The sequence below is a fragment of the Halanaeroarchaeum sp. HSR-CO genome (assembly GCF_024972755.1).
Lineage (GTDB): Archaea > Halobacteriota > Halobacteria > Halobacteriales > Halobacteriaceae > Halanaeroarchaeum.
The window spans coordinates 125838-140816 of the sequence record NZ_CP087724.1 but is presented as its reverse complement, the minus strand read 5'-3'; the positions used below and the strand labels follow the sequence as shown (position 1 = coordinate 140816).

General features: G+C 66.4%; 15 protein-coding genes. 10 read left to right on the top strand and 5 right to left on the bottom strand.

Going from position 1 to position 14979, the window contains the following annotated elements; translation table 11 throughout:
* Nucleotides 1-82: 82 nt before the first annotated feature.
* On the bottom strand, nt 83-613 hold the full coding sequence (locus tag HSRCO_RS00700; RefSeq protein WP_259518461.1) for a GNAT family N-acetyltransferase: 531 nt from the start codon (nt 611-613) through the stop codon (nt 83-85).
* A 92-nt stretch (nt 614-705) separates the two neighbouring features.
* Here HSRCO_RS00700 and hemB point away from each other — a divergent pair, with 92 nt between their 5' ends.
* The gene (hemB, locus tag HSRCO_RS00695) at nt 706-1689 is read left to right on the top strand and encodes a porphobilinogen synthase (RefSeq protein ID WP_259518460.1); all 984 of its coding nucleotides are present in this window, start codon (nt 706-708) and stop codon (nt 1687-1689) included.
* On the opposite strand, the gene HSRCO_RS00690 is transcribed toward hemB, so the two are convergent.
* Complete coding sequence (locus HSRCO_RS00690) at nt 1678-2163, bottom strand: SRPBCC family protein (RefSeq protein WP_259518459.1); 486 nt, start codon at nt 2161-2163, stop codon at nt 1678-1680. The two genes, hemB and HSRCO_RS00690, sit on opposite strands and share 12 nt — an antisense overlap.
* 106 nt (nt 2164-2269) lie before the next feature.
* On the opposite strand from HSRCO_RS00690, the gene HSRCO_RS00685 reads away from it, so the two are divergent.
* Nucleotides 2270-3595, top strand: a complete 1326-nt coding sequence (locus HSRCO_RS00685) for an MFS transporter (RefSeq protein ID WP_259518458.1) — start codon at nt 2270-2272, stop codon at nt 3593-3595.
* Nucleotides 3596-3876: 281 nt separating this feature from the next.
* Complete coding sequence (locus tag HSRCO_RS00680; RefSeq protein ID WP_259518457.1) at nt 3877-5544, top strand: ammonium transporter; 1668 nt, start codon at nt 3877-3879, stop codon at nt 5542-5544.
* Nucleotides 5545-5735: 191 nt separating this feature from the next.
* Here the strand turns inward: HSRCO_RS00680 and HSRCO_RS00675 are convergent, their stop codons facing one another.
* Nucleotides 5736-6716 carry a transcription initiation factor IIB family protein gene (locus tag HSRCO_RS00675; RefSeq protein ID WP_259518456.1) on the bottom strand — a complete coding sequence of 327 codons (981 nt, stop codon included), beginning with the start codon at nt 6714-6716 and terminating at the stop codon, nt 5736-5738.
* A gap of 211 nt (nt 6717-6927) precedes the next feature.
* Between HSRCO_RS00675 and hemC the strand changes: the two genes are divergently transcribed.
* From hemC to HSRCO_RS00655, 4 genes are read left to right on the top strand one after another with little or no spacing between them, the layout of a single operon-like run.
* Nucleotides 6928-8049, top strand: coding sequence for a hydroxymethylbilane synthase (gene hemC, locus HSRCO_RS00670; protein WP_259518455.1), 1122 nt, complete (start codon nt 6928-6930; stop codon nt 8047-8049).
* Nucleotides 8046-8771, top strand: a complete 726-nt coding sequence (locus HSRCO_RS00665; RefSeq protein ID WP_259518454.1) for a uroporphyrinogen-III synthase — start codon at nt 8046-8048, stop codon at nt 8769-8771. The genes hemC and HSRCO_RS00665 overlap by 4 nt, the downstream gene beginning before the upstream one ends.
* A gap of 52 nt (nt 8772-8823) precedes the next feature.
* The gene (locus HSRCO_RS00660; protein WP_259518453.1) at nt 8824-9594 is read left to right on the top strand and encodes an enoyl-CoA hydratase/isomerase family protein; all 771 of its coding nucleotides are present in this window, start codon (nt 8824-8826) and stop codon (nt 9592-9594) included.
* Between the two features lie 27 nt (nt 9595-9621).
* Nucleotides 9622-11058 (top strand): DHH family phosphoesterase, encoded by a 1437-nt coding sequence (locus HSRCO_RS00655; RefSeq protein WP_259518452.1) that lies wholly within the window; start codon nt 9622-9624, stop codon nt 11056-11058.
* On the opposite strand, the gene HSRCO_RS00650 is transcribed toward HSRCO_RS00655, so the two are convergent.
* Both HSRCO_RS00650 and HSRCO_RS00645 read right to left on the bottom strand, forming a co-directional pair.
* Nucleotides 11050-11217, bottom strand: a complete 168-nt coding sequence (locus tag HSRCO_RS00650; protein ID WP_259518451.1) for a hypothetical protein — start codon at nt 11215-11217, stop codon at nt 11050-11052. The genes HSRCO_RS00655 and HSRCO_RS00650 overlap by 9 nt on opposite strands.
* Before the next feature lie 60 nt (nt 11218-11277).
* A complete protein-coding gene (locus HSRCO_RS00645) occupies nt 11278-11925 on the bottom strand; it encodes a helix-turn-helix domain-containing protein (protein WP_259518450.1) in 648 nt (215 codons plus the stop codon).
* Between the two features lie 390 nt (nt 11926-12315).
* On the opposite strand from HSRCO_RS00645, the gene HSRCO_RS00640 reads away from it, so the two are divergent.
* From HSRCO_RS00640 to HSRCO_RS00630, 3 genes are all read left to right on the top strand, one after another.
* Complete coding sequence (locus HSRCO_RS00640) at nt 12316-12987, top strand: helix-turn-helix domain-containing protein (protein ID WP_259518449.1); 672 nt, start codon at nt 12316-12318, stop codon at nt 12985-12987.
* Nucleotides 12988-13970: 983 nt separating this feature from the next.
* Entirely contained in the window at nt 13971-14255 is a 285-nt protein-coding gene (locus tag HSRCO_RS00635; protein ID WP_396266404.1) for a NifU family protein, read from the top strand.
* Nucleotides 14256-14477: 222 nt separating this feature from the next.
* On the top strand, nt 14478-14978 hold the full coding sequence (locus HSRCO_RS00630) for a cation:proton antiporter regulatory subunit (RefSeq protein WP_259518448.1): 501 nt from the start codon (nt 14478-14480) through the stop codon (nt 14976-14978).
* Nucleotide 14979: the final 1 nt, after the last annotated feature.

The window sequence follows — 14979 nt, the reverse complement described above, 5'->3', positions numbered from 1 at the left end:
GGTCATTTCGGGCGATATGTAATAATTATTGTCCGAAAATGTGTCACAATGGCACGGCGCCGGGCGGCGACCGGCCGTGTGATCAGACGCCGTCCCACTCGGTCCGCAGAAGGCCGTAGATGACCCGGTCGACGTACTCGCCGTCGACGAAGTACGCCTCTCGCTGACGACCCTCCTGCTCGAAGCCGACCGATTCGAGGGTCGCCCGGGACGGCTCGTTCGTCGCCAGGGCGTTGGCCGTGAGCCGGTGGAGTCGGCGTTCGGCGAAGGCGTAGTCGACCATCTGGGCAGTCACCGACCGCCCGTAGCCGTTCCCCTGGTGCTCGGGGTCGATCCAGGCTCCGACCATGGCTCGTCCCGACTCCTCCTCGACGGCGAACATGGAGATCATCCCCACCGGCTCGCCGTCGACGCACCCGAGCAAGCGGACGACGTCGTCCTCGGGCCAGTCCTCGAAATCGGCTTCGAACTGGTGGCCGTTCGTCGGATGGGCGGCGGGCATCCACCGGCGGACCGCGGGGTCGTTGTAGTTGCGCTGGAGGAACGGAACGTCCTCGGCTTCGATCGGACACAGATCGACGGGATCGCCGCGCCGGAATGGAGGGCCGGGCATACCGGCAGCGGACGCCGAGCCACAATCAGTCTTCTGCCCCAGGGGAACCGGTTTCCGGGAGCACTAATGTCCTGGCCCACCCAGGCACCGCCATGGACCGCACCCGACGCCCACGACGGCTACGCCGCGACGGCATCCGCGAGCTGGTTCGCGAGACGTCGCTCTCGGCGCGCGACCTGATCGCCCCCGTGTTCGTCGACGCGACCGCCGACGAACGGGTCGACATCCCCTCGATGCCCGGCCACGAGCGCGTCCCCGTCGACGACGCGGTCGAGCGCGTCGAGGAGGTGCTCGCGACCGGCGTCGAGACCGTGATCCTGTTCGGTATCCCGAGCGAGAAAGACGAGATCGGCTCCCGCGCCGACGCAGCGGATGGCGTGGTCCAGGCGGCGACGCGAGCCATCTCGCGGGAGACCGACGCGACGGTCATCACCGACGTCTGTCTCTGTGAGTACACCGATCACGGCCACTGCGGCGTGCTCGAAGCGTCGGCCCCCGAGACGACCACGCTCACCGTCCAGAACGATCCGACGCTGGACCGTCTCGCCGACGTCGCCGTCTCACACGCCGAGGCGGGAGCGGACATGGTCGCTCCCTCTTCCATGATGGACGGGATGGTCGGGGCCATCCGGCGGGGCCTCGACGACGCCGGTCACGAGGACCTCCCCATCATGAGCTACGCCGTCAAGTACGAGAGCGCCTTCTACGGGCCGTTCCGGGACGCCGCCGACGGTGCGCCGGCCTTCGGCGATCGCCGCCACTACCAGATGGACCCCGGGAACCGTCGCGAGGCGCTCCGCGAGGCCGACCTCGACGTCGAGCAGGGGGCGGACGCACTGATGGTGAAACCCGCCATGCCGTACCTCGACATCGTCCGCGACGTCCGCGAGGAGACGACCCTGCCCGTCGCCGCCTATCAGGTGAGCGGCGAGTACGCCATGCTACAGGCGGCGAGCGAGCAGGGCTGGCTCGACCTGGAGGCGGTCGCCCTCGAGTCGCTCGTCGCCATCGAGCGGGCCGGCGCGGACGTGATCGTCACCTACTTCGCGGAGATGGTGGCCGAGTCACTCGCCTGAGTCGCCCAAAATCGACCGCGTCCGCGCGTGACGGTAGGCGAACAGTCCGGCGAGTCCGAGGTGGACGAACGGCGTGAACAGCGCCAGCGACGGCGCCAGCGCGAACTCGAGGTGGTCGTAGACGAGCGTCTGCGCCCCGACCGCCACGAAGCGGTGGGTGTGCTCCCAGGTCTCGAACGGCCCGCCGTCCATCGTATCGCGAAAGACGGCGCGCTCGTCGTCTCGCTCCCGGAGCGTTATCTCGGAGGTCCAGCCGGGGCCCGGCAGCACGCCCAGCGGGCGAACGCGCATCTCGATGGTCGTCCCGACGGCCAGTGTCTCCGGGTTCCGGGTCCCGTCCGGCCCCACGATCGAATCGATCTCGAGCCCCGACGACGGCGGGGTCAGAGCACGAAGCCCGTCGATGGTGGAGTGGAACGCCCAGACCGCCTCGAGTGGCGCGTCGACGACCGTCGTGCGCTGAAATGTCGGCATATCACCCTCTTCGCTCCGACGGGTCGTAGCCGTTGTGCCGGACGCCCGCGGCAGTCGATGGCCGATTGACGAAGGATTAAATCCACGACTCGAATACGGTCGGTAGATGCCCGACGAGGTCACGGACGGCTGGAGTGGCCCGCCGGTCGAGAACCGCCGGCGCGCGCTCGCCGTCGTGTTCGCCATCGTCTTCGTCGATCTACTGGGTTTCGGGATACTCATCCCCATCGTCCCGCTGTACGCGGAAGCCTTCGGGGCCTCCGAGTTCGTCGTGGGAGTGTTGATCGCGGCCTACTCGATGACCCAGTTCCTCTTCGCGCCCGTCCTGGGACGCCTCTCCGACGAACGAGGGCGCCGACCCATCCTCTTGCTCTCGCTGTTCGGGAGCGTCGTCGCCTGGACGCTGTTCGGCCTCGCGCAGGGACTGTTCGTCCTGTTCGCCGCGCGACTCCTTGCCGGCGCGATGGGCGGGAACATCGCCACCGCTCATGCGTACGTGGCGGACGTGATGCCACCCGAAGACCGGGCGAAGGGACTCGGACTCGTCGGTGCGGCCTTCGGCCTCGGGTTCGTGTTCGGCCCGGCGCTCGGAGGCGTGTTCTCCGCAGATGCGGCGGTCGCCACCGTCAGCGATGTGGTTCCGGCGTTCGTCCCCATCACCCAGTTCACGCTCCCGAGTTTCGTCGCCGCGGCCATCAGCCTCCTCAACCTGCTCGCGGCGGCGGTCGTCCTCCCCGAGACGAACGTGGGCGGCGGGGCCGCCACCGATCGATCCCGGCTGAACCGACTGGTGGGAGCGCTCGAGAACCCGTCGCTTCGCGGCCTCGTCGTCGCCTTCTTCCTCTTCTCCTTTGCGTTCTCGGCCATGGAGAGCATGTTCGTGCTCTTCACGCGGGACGTCTTCGGGTACGGCCCGTCGATGAACGGGTACATCCTCGCGTACCTGGGCGTCGTCATCGCGGTGGTCCAGGGCGGTCTCGTCGGCCGGTTGGCCGACCGGTTCGGCGAACGAACGCTCGCCCTCGTCGGGGTGGCGATCGAACTGGTCACGCTCACGCTCGTGCCCTTCAGCGGAGTAATCGGTGAACTCGTTCCCGCGATCAGTCCCCTCGGGGCCGTCGGGCCGACGATCTCGGGACCCCTCCTGACGTTGCTGGTCGTGTTGACGGGACTCTCGGTCGGCAACGGCTTCACCAACGTCTCGCTCAACACCCTCGTCTCCCAGAGCGCCGCCGAAAACGAGCAGGGCGGGGCCTTCGGCCTGACCCAGTCGGCAGGAAGCATCGCCCGAGCCACCGGTCCAGTACTCGCTGGGCTCCTCTACACCTCCATCGCGTTCTGGACGCCCTTCGTGGTCGGTGGCCTGCTCATGATCCCGATACTGGTGGTGCTGGTCCGATACGTCGGGGTCGCCGATCCCCGTCCCGCCTGACCGCGCGCCCGGAAATCGGGCCGATATCGCCCGAAACCGGGTAGACGTTCGTCGGATTCCGCGTGGACAGTTGCCGGAAAATCGCCCGATGAACGACCTAGTAGTAATAATATCACATAATAAAATGGACGGCCGAATACAATCACGTCGATAAATGCGACATCTTCAAGCAAACCATTATATACGACAGGACTGTCCCGTCTTCCGTAGATGTTCGAAACGAATGCAGTGGTGTCCGAAGAATTGAACGACAAACGTCCAGTTAAACCGGAGGGCGCCTGATGGTCGACGCCGCGACCCTCGCCGAGGGGATCAACCTGCTCTGGGTGCTGGTGGTGACCTTCCTCATCTTCTTCATGCACGCCGGGTTCGCGATGCTCGAGGCGGGCCAGGTGCGCGCGAAGAACGTCGCCAACCAGTTGACGAAGAACCTGCTCACGTGGAGCGTCGGCGTCCTCGTGTTCTTCGGAGTCGGAGCGGCCGTCTCGACCATCGTCGGTGGCCTCACCGGCCCCGCCAGCTACGACGTCCTCGGGGCGTTCACGAGCGTCCTCTCCCCCGACGGCGCGAACGCCTGGGTCAACTGGCTCTTCGGGGCCGTCTTCGCGATGACCGCCGCGACCATCGTCTCGGGGGCCGTGGCCGGTCGGACCCGGCTGCGCGCCTACGTGGCTTACACCGTCGTGCTCGCCGCAGTCATCTACCCGGTCGTGGTCGGCTTGACCTGGTCCGGCGGTCTCCTCGCCCAGCTCGGCTTCCACGACTTCGCGGGCGGCATGATCGTCCACGGGATGGGCGGCATCGCCGGCCTGACCGCTGCGGCGGTCGTCGGACCACGGATGGACCGTTTCAACGACGATGGGACCGCGAACGTCATCCCGGGCCACTCCATCACGTTCGCCGTACTGGGCACTCTCATCCTCGCGTTCGGATGGTACGGTTTCAACGTCGGCACCGCCGCGACGGTCTTCGCAGCGGAAGGCGAGACCATCGCGCTCGGGTCGTTCGCGACCGTCGGCCGGGTGGCACTGGCGACGACCCTCGGCATGGCCACCGGCGCGGTCGGTGCGGGGACGGTGACCCTCATCCGGACCGGGAAGGTCGACACGCTGGCCGTCGCGAACGGCCTGCTCGCGGGCCTGGTCGGCGTGACCGGCATCGCCGACGCGGTCACCTGGCCCGGCGCCGTGGCCGTCGGGCTGCTGGCCGGCGGGCAGATGCCCCTCGTCTTCGAGTTCGTCGAGAAGCGCCTGCGCATCGACGACGTGGTCGCCGTCTTCCCCGTCCACGGTTCGGCCGGGGTGCTCGGCGTGCTCGCCCTGCCGTTCGTCGCGGTGCCCGGCACCGGGGCCACCGTCTTCGGCCAGGTCGCCGGCGTGGTGATCATCGCCGGGTGGACCATCCTGGCGACGGCGTTCGTCTTCGGCGTCTTCCGCCTCCTCGGCCAGGCCCGCGTCTCGGCGAACCACGAGCGGGCGGGTCTCGACATGGCCGAACACGGCGTCGACACCTACCCCGAATTCGGTCGTGGCGACGGTCGGGTGGCCCAGACCGACGGCGGGGGCGTGCTCCGCCCCGACGGCGGCGTCGATCCCGATGACGACGGCGGCGTCTCGATGGTGACCGCCATCATCCGTCCCGACCGCCTCGGGGCAGTCAAGGCCTCCCTCCAAGAGGTCGGCGCGCCGAGTCTCACCGTCACGCAGGTCAGCGGCCGGGGGAGCCAACCCGCGACGACCGGGCAGTGGCGGGGTGAGGAGTACGTGGTGGACCTCCACCAGAAGACCAAAATCGAGACCGTCGTCGCGGACGTCCCGGTCGACGACGTGGTCGAGGCCATTCGCGAGGCCGCCCACACCGGCGAACCCGGTGACGGGAAGATATTCGTCCTCCCGGTCGAGGACGCGATCCAGATCCGGACCGACAGGCGGGGAAGCGAAGCCGTGTAGGATCCGCCTGCCATCGACCGCGCCGCTCGTATTCTCTCCGCGAGCTTCGATGTGATCGATTGGTGCCCGGGATTCGAGGCGTGCCCACGAGTCGCCACCGAGCCCGTGCCCGCTTCGACCGGGCGCTCGAAGCAACCAATTCCCGGCGAGAGTGACGCTCTACGCCACGAAGACCGTGCTATCGATGGCGACTACACGGCGGCACAGGGCGTCTGTTCCATGTCCACGGCCTCCACGAGTTCCGGATAGCGCTTGCGGATGGTCACCTTGGTGACGTCGGTCACCTCGCTGACCTCCTCCTGGGTCACCTTCTCGTTGGTGAGGACGCCGGCGGCGTAGATGGCCGCCGCCACGAGGCTGGTGGGCTTCTTTCCGCTGTGGAGGCCGTCCTCCTTCGCCGCCTCGAGCAACGTCCGGGCGCAGCGCTCGACCTCCGTCGAGAGCCCCAGGTCGGAGATGAATCGGTCGATGTAGGTTCCGGGGTCGACCGGACGGATCTCCAGGCCCAGTTCGCGGTTCAGGTAGCGGTAGGTCCGCTGGAACTCCTTGACGCCGACACGACAGACCCGTTCCATCTCGTCGGTGGTACGAGGGACATTCGCCTGGCGGGCGGCCGCGTAGAGGGCCGCGGTCGAGACGCCCTCGATGGAGCGGCCCCGCACCAGATCCTCGTCGAGTGCCCGCCGGAAGATGACGCTGGCCGTCTCTCTGACGTGTCCGGGAAGGCCCAGTGCCGATCCCATCCGGGAGATCTCCTTGAGCGCCGGTTGGAGGGTGCGCGCCTTGCTGGGATTGGCCTTCGAGGTGTTGTCGAGGTGACGGAGCCGATGCATCTGTTTGCGCTTCCGCGAGGAGAGGACCCGCCCGTTGGTGTCGGTGTCCCGCCAGTCGATGGTCGTCGACAGTCCCTCGTCGTGCATCAACTTGGTCGTCGGTGGGCCGACACGACGTTTCTGTTCGCGTTCCTGGGCGTCGTAGGCCCGCCACTCGGGGCCGGGGTCGATGTGTCCCTCTTCGACGACGAGTCCACAGTCCGCACACACCGTCTCGCCTCGCTCCTCGTCGTGTGTGAGCCTCCCGGAACACTCGGGACACTGGCGAGCGGTTTCGTCCGTTTCGCGTTCGGATTCCGGCGATTCACGCTGCCGTAGAGTCTTGTAGGTAGTGTTCATGTGCCGTCTGCCTCGCGTTGGTGTCTGCCCGAGCGCTACCCCGCCGAATTCGATTACTTCGAGATTTCTTCTCCACCATAATATAAACAGAACCACCATCGTTGGGGACGTCAACTGCTGTACGGTACGACGACAGCTGTACAATATCGACCGCTGACAGACGGGCCGACGTGACGACAGGGATTTTGCAGTCCGGGCCCGAGAAGCGGCCATGAGTACGCCCGAGTCCATCGCGGTCGCCACGAGAGGGTCCGACCTGGCGCTGCGACAGAGCCGGACCATCGTAGAGCGCCTCGAGGACCACCGGATCGAGGCGACGCTGGTCGAAGTGGAGACGACGGGAGACCGGATCGACGACGCCCTCATCCAGGACCTGGGCAAGACGGGAGCGTTCGTCCGCGCCCTCGACGAACGAGTCCTCGACGGCGAGGTCGACGTCGCCGTGCACTCGATGAAAGACCTCCCGACGGAACAGCCAGACGGTCTCGTCGTCGCGGCGGTGCCGCGACGGGCCACCCCCCTCGACGTCGTCGTGACGCCCGACGGGGACCGTCTCACGGCGCTCCCCCGGGGTGCGACCGTCGGGACCTCGAGCCTCCGCAGGAAAGCACAGATCCTCGCCCGTCGGCCGGACCTCGACGTGGAACCGCTTCGGGGCAACGTCGACACGCGGGTACAGAAACTCCTCGCCCCACGGCTCCAGGCCGAGCACGAACGGCGGCTCGAGGCACAGAAGGCCGAGCAGAGCGCCAAGGCGCGCGACCGGAAACGCACCGACGACGAGGACGTCAACTACGACGGGCCGACCTTCGAGCGCGCCGTCGAGGAGTGGTTCGAGGACCTGAGCGAGCTCGAGCGGCAGTCGATGGAGCGGACCGTCGAGACCGAGTACGACGCCATCGTCCTCGCGCGTGCGGGACTGGAGCGCAGTGGGCTCGCCGGAGAGCTAACGATGGTCGACTTGCCCCGGCGCAACCACGTCCCCTCCGCGGGCCAGGGTGCACTCGCAATCACCGCCCGCGCCGACAGCGCTATCGCCGACCGACTGTTCGACCTGCTCGACCATCCGCACTCGCGGGTGGCGGTCACCACCGAACGGATCATCCTCGAGCAACTCGGCGGTGGCTGTGTCGCACCGGTCGGCATCCACGCCCACATCAAGGGTGACGCCGTGGAGACCCGTGTGCAGGTGCTAAGCCAGGACGGCCAGCGAGAGATCGCCGAGTCGCGCGACCTCGATATCGAGAACTACGCCGAAGCGGCCCGGACGTTCGCCGCCGACCTGGCGGACCGTGGGGCGAGCGACCTCATCGAGGAGGCGGCCCGGGAATGAGCCACTCGGTCGCCGTCTTCCGTCCGAACGACGACCGCATCGAGGCGGCCGCCGACCTGCTCGAATCGCTCGGCGTCGAGGCCGTTTCTGACCCGATGCTCGCCGTCGAAGCGACCGGGGCCGTTCCACGGAGCGACGCCGAGTACGTCGTTTTCACGAGCACGACCGGCGTCGAACTCGCCGCGGAGGCGGGGTGGTCCCCGGGTGACCAGGAACTGGTCGCCATCGGGCCGAAGACCGCCGACACGGCCAGCGACGCGGGATTCGCGGTCGACATCGTCCCGGAGGAGTACACGTCGGCGGGGCTGGTCGAGGCGATGACAGACCACGTCGATGGTGCGCGTGTCGAGGTCGCCCGGAGCGACCACGGCAGTCAGGTGCTCCTGGATGGCCTCGAACGTGCAGGCGCCTACCAGCACGAGACCATCCTCTACCAACTCGTCAGACCGCCAGCGGCCGGTATCTCGGTCGAACGCGCGGTCGGCGGGGACCTCGACGCCGCGCTGTTCACCTCCTCGCTCACCGTCGAGCACTTCGTCGAGGCTGCCGAGGAGCAGGGCGTCGCGGCGGAGCTCACCCCTGCGATGGTGGACGTAACGGTCGGATGCATCGGCCCGCCCACCCGCGAGACGGCCGAAGCGGCGGGGTTCGACGTGGACGTCGTCCCCGACGACGCGACCTTCGACGCGCTCGCGCGAGCGGTCGTCGACCGGCTCGAGTGATCAACCCGTCTGCCGGCCGAACCTTCTTCTCGCGGGCCCACCTGCGTGGGATATGATAGCGTACGAACAGCACGACGCGGCCGCGTGGATCACCCTCGACCGACCCGGGAAGAAGAACGCCCTCCACCTCGACGGCTGGCGTGACCTGCGCGAGGCGCTCGAACGCGCGGAAGCCGAGGCGAGCGTGGCCGTACTGACGGGCGTCGCGGACGTCTTCAGCGCCGGCGACGACATCGCCGTCATCGAGGACGCCGAGACGCTCGAGGACCTGGACGAACTGGTCGCGGCCCTCGGCGACGTCCTCTTCGGCATCGAGACCCTCGACGTGCCGGTCGTGGCCGCCGTGAACGGTCTGGCCTACGGCGGTGGCTGCGAACTCGTCGCCGCGGCCGACCTCGCCGTGGCGACACCGGACGCCACCTTCGCCCTGCCGGAGGCGAGTATCGGGGCGTATCCGCCCTACGCGGCCGAGCGCGTGGCCGAGACCGTCGGGAAAAAGCGGTTCATGGAGCTCGCGTTGACCGCCCAGCCCATCGGCGCCGAGCGGGCCGCCGACTGGGGGCTGCTCAACCGAGTGGTGCCATCGGCGGAGCTCGAATCGACCGTCGACGAACTGGTCGCGGCGATGGCGTCCACGCCGGCGGCGTCCATCCGGACGACCAAACGGGTCGTCGCCGCCCGGGCACAGGCGGCCGGGGAACGAGAGCGCGTCAGGGGTGGCTTCGCGCAGGTTCGGGCCGACGAGGAGTGTCGCGCCGCGACAGAGCGGTTCCTCGACGGCGGGTCGGACGGGGACCCAGCCGGTGGTGACCCGGAGGTTTAAACCGGAGACCGGTCCTATCCCGGTTCGATGGACGCACCGGTTCCCGCTCTGGCCACCCGCGCCGAGGCCGCTGCCCGACGGCTCCGCGAAGCGGAGGCGGTACTGCTGGCCTCCCACATCGACGCCGACGGGCTCACCAGTGCCGCCATCGCCACCACGGCGCTCGAACGAGCCGACATCCCGGTGGCGACGACCTTCGAGAAGCAACTCGACGAGGAGGCCATCGCGGCCATCGCCGCGAGCGACTACGAAACCGTCCTGTTCACCGACTTCGGGAGTGGCCAACTCGACGTCGTCGTGGAGTACGCCGATCGGGCCGGCTTCACCCCGATCGTGGCCGACCACCACCAGCCGGCCGACGCCGACGCCGAGTTCCACGTCAACCCGCTACTGGAGGGCATCGACGGCGGCAGCGAACTGTCCGGCGCGGGGGCGGCGTACGTGCTCGCGCGGGCGCTCGCGGACTGCGGCCGCGACCCAGAGGACCACGCGACCGACGGGAACCGCGACCTCGCCGCGCTTGCCGTCGTCGGCGCCGTCGGCGACATGCAGACGGTCGACGGCGAACTCGTCGGCGCGAACGCCCGGATCGTCGAGGAGGGGGTCGCTGCCGGCGTACTGGATACCGCGAAGGACCTGGCGATGTACGGCACCCAGACCCGCCCACTCCCGAAGCTCCTCGAGTACGCGAACGACGTACGGATCCCGGGCATCACGAACGACCAGGCCGGTGCCGTTCGATTCCTGGACGGCCTCGATCTGGACCTCAAAGCTGACGGCGACTGGCGGACGTGGGCCGATCTGACCCACGACGAACGCCAGACAGTGGTCTCCGCGCTGGTCAGACGGGCGGTGCGAAACGGCGTTCCAGCGTCGCGGATCGACGATCTGATCGGTACCAGTTACACCCTGCCCCGGGAGACGGCTGGGACCGTGCTACGGGACGCCTCCGAGTTCTCCACCCTGCTCAACGCGACCGCTCGCTACGACCGGGCCGACGTCGGCCTGGCCGTCTGCCTCGGGGAGCGTGGAGCGGCCTTCGGCGAAGCGGAGCGCCTGTTACGCACCCACCGCCGAAACCTCTCACAGGGTATCGAGTGGGTGGCCGATCACGGCGTCACGCGGGAAGACAACTGCCAGTGGTTCCACGCCGAAGACGAGATCAGAGAGACCATCGTCGGCATTATCGCCGGCATGGCCTTCGGCGCGGACGGGGTGGACCGGTCGGTTCCGATGATCGCCTTCGCCCACGCTGAGGACGGGGAGACGAAGGTTTCCGCGCGGGGGAATGCGAGGCTACTCCGGAAGGGGCTCGACCTCTCGGCGGTCATGCAGCAGGCATCCCGGGCGGTCGGCGGCGACGGCGGGGGGCATGCCGTCGCGGCCGGCGCGACCGTTCCCCGAGGGAAGGAGACGGCGTTCGTCGAGGCCGCCGACCGCATCCTCGGTGAACAGCTACGCTGAGTTCGCGGGGCCGGATGCGAGGACGAAATCCCGCTCGTCGACGCCAGCCCCACAGACGATACACCCGAATTCACAGAGCAGTTCTCGCATCCCGTCGTCGAGGTAGATGGTCTCCTCGCAGTCGGGACAGGCGAACTGCAACACCGCTGAGCTACCCATATTCCCAGCTTCGTCACAATACCGTAAAACGACGGCCCCACAAAAGAGAGGGGGGCGGCCCTATGGCTGCAGAATCGCCGAGAGGAGCTTCGACTGTGCCGCGGCGAGGTGCTCGGTGAACGTCGAGGTCGTGATCCCCAGCGACTCCGCGACGTCGCCGGCATTCGCGCCTTTGGGATGGTCGAAGTATCCCAGTTGATGGGCCGTGTTCAGGACCTCCTCCTGACGGGCGGTCAGTTCGCTCCGGTCGACGAGGACCAGGTCGGCCGCCTCGGTATCGCCGTTCCGTGACCGGAGGAGGCGGTTGACGTTCACCTCGTCGTACTGGCGCCGCAGCGACGTGACCACCTGCTGGAGATGGTCCATATCGTCCGCGTGGAAGGCCATCTCGAGCGACCCCGACTCGGCGGCGACGTCGAGGACCGGCGATCCGTACTCCTCGACGGATTCGCATGGACACGGTCGGTCGACCGATCGCTCGAACCGGTAGACCCGCTCCGATCCGTAGGAGAAGACTTCTTCGACGTCCGGTTCGGCGTCGACGTCGGCCGGCCCGTCGAGAACGAATTCCTCGGTGACGGTCGCGGTATCCGGCGCAGTCGTCTTCGAGATTGACTGCGTCGCGGTCTCCGCATCGTCGGCGATCCGGGCGACTGGACACGACGTCTTCGCGTCGAGAGACAGTTCGGCTCGAATACCCGCACTCATATCCCGTCCGACGAGTCTCCGATAGAAAACGATTCCGACCGACAGCGCCCGAAAGCAGCGATTTTCGCCGATAGAGGAAGGGAGAGAGGATATCGGCGGATCGACGGGCGCGAACGCCCCTCCCCCTGACGGCACCGCCAATCGCGACGCTCCACCCTCGCCGTCCACAATATGAGGGGTTGCAAATCCAACAATAATTCAGCGGGAATGTCTCTAAAGTGCCGATATCGCCACCATTAGACCGTGTAAAACGGTTTTTCAGGCTGTGAGAAACGGGGTGTCTTTTAGGTCGATCTAGCGACGACTACCAAATATCTGCGACGGGTCGGTTCAGTCCCGTCGAAACAGTATCGCGCCCGACTACCCTCCCCCACCCAAACGTACCCCACTATGAGCGCAGGAATCAGAGCACAGATCCGAATCGGCAATGCAACCAGCTGTCCCGTCGCCCAGGCGTCGGACGATGGCGTGGCGTGCTACAACGTCTCCAAGCGCGTCGAACCCGACACCGGCCGCGTCACCGAGGAGTTCGCCACCGACGCGAACGGCGATCTCGAGGACATCGACGGGCTCGAATCGGTGTTCTCCTACGGCCAGAAGTCCGTCTACCGCTTCCAGCGGGACTTCGGGGACGACTGCGCCTGCGAGATGGTCGAGCAGTTCAACGCACCGATCGTCGAGGTGCAGGCCGAGAACGGCGACCTCTCGATGACGTTCCACGCGCAGACGATGGAGGACCTGCGGGACGCCGTGAGCACGCTCCGAGAGAACTACGACGGCGTCGACGTCCAACGGCTCGTCAGCTCGAAGGACGAAGACGGCGCAGACGATCTCGTGTTCGTGGATCGCGGCGAACTCACCGATCGCCAGCGGGAGGTTCTCGAGACGGCCTTCCAGATGGGCTACTTCGAGCACCCGAAGGGAGCCAACGCCGGCGAGGTCGCCGAATCGCTGGGGATCACGACCTCGACGTTCACCGAGCACCTCGCCGCGGCACAGTCGAAGCTCCTGAAGACCATCCTCGACGGCGCGGACGCGGTGAAACCGCGAGCGACGGCCTGATCCCGGGCCGATAGCCCCCCCCCCCCCGGATCTTTTCGGCCGGATGTCGTACCGAGTGGGCTTTTACCGCCCAATTAGCCGGATTTCGCGCTTTGGATACTCGGCTCGACCTCGCAGTATCGACGGGTTCGAGAGAGACGTTCGCCCATCACAATGTCACGATTTCGGAACAGAGAACCGCTCTCGTCGTAATTTTCACCATTCTAGACGTGGATATATAGGTAGTCGTGCGGGAATTTTTGATATCGCATCATACGGTTTATTATAAGAGGAATCGCCGAAACTGAGAGATCGACGGGACCCATCTGCGACGGCCGAACGGCGGCCCCAGTATGCGAACTCACGTCATCGGAGCGACGATGGCGAAAACAATCCGGAGTTCGAGAGAAACCGAGACCGCACCGAGATCGATTCACCCGGAACCCAGACGCCCTTGAGGGGCATCCCTGCTTCCACTCTGGCACAACCATTCGAGACCTCACTATGGCAACAATAAACCCGGTAAACGAGGGGGCTCGCACTGTCGGTTGTCGGCCCTCGCAAATGGACCTGGAGCGACGAGTGAACCCGTATCGACCAGACGATTCGAACTACCAGACGACTGGCTAGGAGGTGCTCGACGCCGAATCGACCCCGGTCATCGAGCGGCCGCTAGTCGGACAGTATTCGATATATCGATATGCAGTACATTATATAAAAGAATGTCCCGAGAACCGTTCGTCGGTATCCGTCGGAGCTGAGCACACCGAACATCCAGCTCGAAACCCGACACACGACGTTATAAACCACATGTCGCAATATCGAATCTCGGTAGCGGTGAGTAACGACCCAGGCCCAGCTAGCGGGACGAAGCTCAGTTCAGCGGGACAGACGGGCACGCCGTCGGAAATTGGAAATGGGAGAGAGAACGGTCGAAAGGCCTCATATCGCCGAAAACCGCGGTTAACCAAAGGCATAAACCCACACATCACTAAATCGGCTCTATGAGCACCGAGAGCGGGGACGTGACCGATCTACGGGAACGAGTTACGGACTTTCTCAGCCGTAACTTCCCGCAGATCCAGATGCACGGGGGGACGGCCGTCATCGAGAGTCTCGACGCCGAGTCCGGAGAGGTCACCCTCCGTCTCGCAGGTGCCTGCAGCGGCTGCGGTATCTCGCCGATGACCGTCCAGGCGATCAAATCACGGATGGCCGCAGAGATCCCGGAGATCGAGACGGTCCACGCGGACGCCGACGGCGACACGGCCGCGGACACCCCGTTCTAATCCAGCTCCTCTCGGCCGGGGATTAGGTCAGTAATCCGATTTTCCCAGTGCGATCGGCACACAGCCGACTCGCTGCCGCTCTCGCCACGGCTCCGTCGCCCACTCGGTAGCGAAACTTTATATACTATATCAAATATCGCTATATGAATAATCGGCGCCGATGGCTCCATCCGACCGAGTCGCCCACCGAGGTTTATAGCCATCCGCCCGCAGGACTACGATATGACCATCTACGAGACCGACGTCCCCGGCGTCGGCCACAAGTTCGAACTCGAACTCGAGGGCGAGGAACGACTCGTCGTTCTGATCCACCACGACGGGAAACGCGAGCTGTATCGCCGGCCGGGGCCGGACCAGGACAGCGAGAAGTTGTTCACGCTGACGGGCAAACGAGCCCGACAGCTCGGTTCGATACTCGAAGGGGCGTACTTCCAGCCGGTCGAACTCGAAGAGACGACGGTCCCGCTCGGCGACGCGATCATCGAATGGGTCGATATCGAGGGGACGACGCCGGTGGTCGGAAACACCCTCCGGGAAGCCAACCTCAGAGAGCGAACTGGCATCTCCGTCATCGCCATCCAGCGCGGCGAGACCACCATCCCGAATCCCGACCCGACGACGGAGATCAGCGCGGACGACATCCTCGTCGCCATCGGAACCAGAGAGCAACACCAGGCGTTCGCCGACCTGCTCACCGACGAAGAAGCGTCGGACGAATCGTGAG

Bases quoted from the DNA above. Each gene is read 5' to 3' on its own strand.
- hemB (WP_259518460.1), top strand. From the start codon at position 706: ATGGACCGCACCCGACGCCCACGACGGCTACGCCGCGACGGCATCCGC.
- HSRCO_RS00685 (WP_259518458.1), top strand. From the start codon at position 2,270: ATGCCCGACGAGGTCACGGACGGCTGGAGTGGCCCGCCGGTCGAGAAC.
- HSRCO_RS00700 (WP_259518461.1), bottom strand. From the start codon at position 613: ATGCCCGGCCCTCCATTCCGGCGCGGCGATCCCGTCGATCTGTGTCCG.
- HSRCO_RS00655 (WP_259518452.1), top strand. From the start codon at position 9,622: ATGGACGCACCGGTTCCCGCTCTGGCCACCCGCGCCGAGGCCGCTGCC.
- HSRCO_RS00665 (WP_259518454.1), top strand. From the start codon at position 8,046: ATGAGCCACTCGGTCGCCGTCTTCCGTCCGAACGACGACCGCATCGAG.
- HSRCO_RS00635 (WP_396266404.1), top strand. From the start codon at position 13,971: ATGAGCACCGAGAGCGGGGACGTGACCGATCTACGGGAACGAGTTACG.
- HSRCO_RS00690 (WP_259518459.1), bottom strand. From the start codon at position 2,163: ATGCCGACATTTCAGCGCACGACGGTCGTCGACGCGCCACTCGAGGCG.
- HSRCO_RS00630 (WP_259518448.1), top strand. From the start codon at position 14,478: ATGACCATCTACGAGACCGACGTCCCCGGCGTCGGCCACAAGTTCGAA.
- HSRCO_RS00640 (WP_259518449.1), top strand. From the start codon at position 12,316: ATGAGCGCAGGAATCAGAGCACAGATCCGAATCGGCAATGCAACCAGC.
- HSRCO_RS00650 (WP_259518451.1), bottom strand. From the start codon at position 11,217: ATGGGTAGCTCAGCGGTGTTGCAGTTCGCCTGTCCCGACTGCGAGGAG.
- HSRCO_RS00645 (WP_259518450.1), bottom strand. From the start codon at position 11,925: ATGAGTGCGGGTATTCGAGCCGAACTGTCTCTCGACGCGAAGACGTCG.
- HSRCO_RS00680 (WP_259518457.1), top strand. From the start codon at position 3,877: ATGGTCGACGCCGCGACCCTCGCCGAGGGGATCAACCTGCTCTGGGTG.
- HSRCO_RS00675 (WP_259518456.1), bottom strand. From the start codon at position 6,716: ATGAACACTACCTACAAGACTCTACGGCAGCGTGAATCGCCGGAATCC.
- HSRCO_RS00660 (WP_259518453.1), top strand. From the start codon at position 8,824: ATGATAGCGTACGAACAGCACGACGCGGCCGCGTGGATCACCCTCGAC.
- hemC (WP_259518455.1), top strand. From the start codon at position 6,928: ATGAGTACGCCCGAGTCCATCGCGGTCGCCACGAGAGGGTCCGACCTG.